Raw genomic sequence first — 1,145 nt, 5'->3', positions numbered from 1 at the left:
TTCTTGTAGCGAAGAGATTCAATCACTCCTTGATCCTATTTTAGCTTTAGTATAGCATAGATGAATTTAATTTTTCATATTACGAATTGAAGTAAAATTAAGAAACTACTTTAAAGCTTGAAAGCTATATAATATAATAAAACTAAAAATACAGGGAGTGATTTAATGTCAGTTAGAATAATTACTGATAGTGCTTGTGATTTACCAAAAAATATCATAGATGAATATAACATTCATGTAGTGCCTATATTAATTTATTTAGAAGATAAAGAATATCTAGATGGAGAAACTCTCAATCCAATGGACTTATATAAAGGTATGAGAAGTGGTAAAGTATATAAGACAGCACAAATTCCTCCAGCCACTTTTAAAAAAGTTTTTTTAGAATATGCAAAGAAAAATGAAAGTGTAATTTATATAGCTTTTTCCTCCGGTTTATCTGGTACATATCAATCGGCTCTAATGGCAAAGAATGAAGTGTTAGATGAATATCCAGATTTAGATTTAGAGATAATTGATACAAAGTGTGCTTCTGTTGGATTTGGTTTGGTGGTATATAAAGCTGTACAGATGGCTAAAGAAGGTAAGACAAAAGAAGAAATAGTTAATGCAGTTAAATTTTATTCACAGCATATGGAACATATTTTTACTGTAGATGATTTAGAGTATTTATATAGGGGTGGTAGAGTAAGTCGTACGGCTGCATTTATAGGTAGTTTATTAAATATTAAACCTATTTTAGACGTAGAAGATGGCAAATTAATTCCTATTGAAAAGGTTAGAGGTAGGAAAAAAGTATTAAAGAGAATGATTGAAATAATGGAAGAAAGAGGAGTAGATTTATCTAATCAAGTTATAGGTATAAATCACGGTGATGATTTAGAAGGAGCTAAAAAACTTGAAGAGATGATAAGAGAGAGATTTGGGTGTAAAAAATTTGTTGTGAATATAATTGGATGTGCTATCGGTGCACATTCAGGCCCTGGAACCTTGTCTGTATTTTTCTTAAATCAAAAACCACCGATGTAAGGCTACTGTTTATTCAGTAGCTTTTTTATTGTCTAAGAAAGTATAAATTTTTTTGATAAAATAATATAGGCGTAGCCTAGTAAATAAAAAGAGTCTAGAGTTTGAGTAAACTATTA

At 29.5% G+C, this 1,145-nt stretch carries 1 protein-coding gene; it reads left to right on the top strand.

All coding sequences use genetic code 11. From position 1 onward, the window contains the following. Positions 1–165: 165 nt before the first annotated feature. Positions 166–1,029: a DegV family protein gene (locus BUB51_RS12665; RefSeq protein WP_073198195.1), complete on the top strand. Its 864-nt coding sequence runs from the start codon at positions 166–168 to the stop codon at positions 1,027–1,029. The last annotated feature ends 116 nt before the right edge of the window (positions 1,030–1,145 follow it).

Origin of the sequence: Caloranaerobacter azorensis DSM 13643 (assembly GCF_900129995.1) — a bacterium.
Classification (GTDB): Bacteria; Bacillota; Clostridia; order Tissierellales; family Thermohalobacteraceae; genus Caloranaerobacter; species Caloranaerobacter azorensis.
Note: the sequence above shows the minus strand (reverse complement) of the source record. Positions and strands in the feature narration are given on the sequence as shown.

Excerpts from the sequence above, each read along its gene's own strand:
- BUB51_RS12665 (WP_073198195.1), top strand. The coding sequence starts at position 166 with ATGTCAGTTAGAATAATTACTGATAGTGCTTGTGATTTACCAAAAAAT.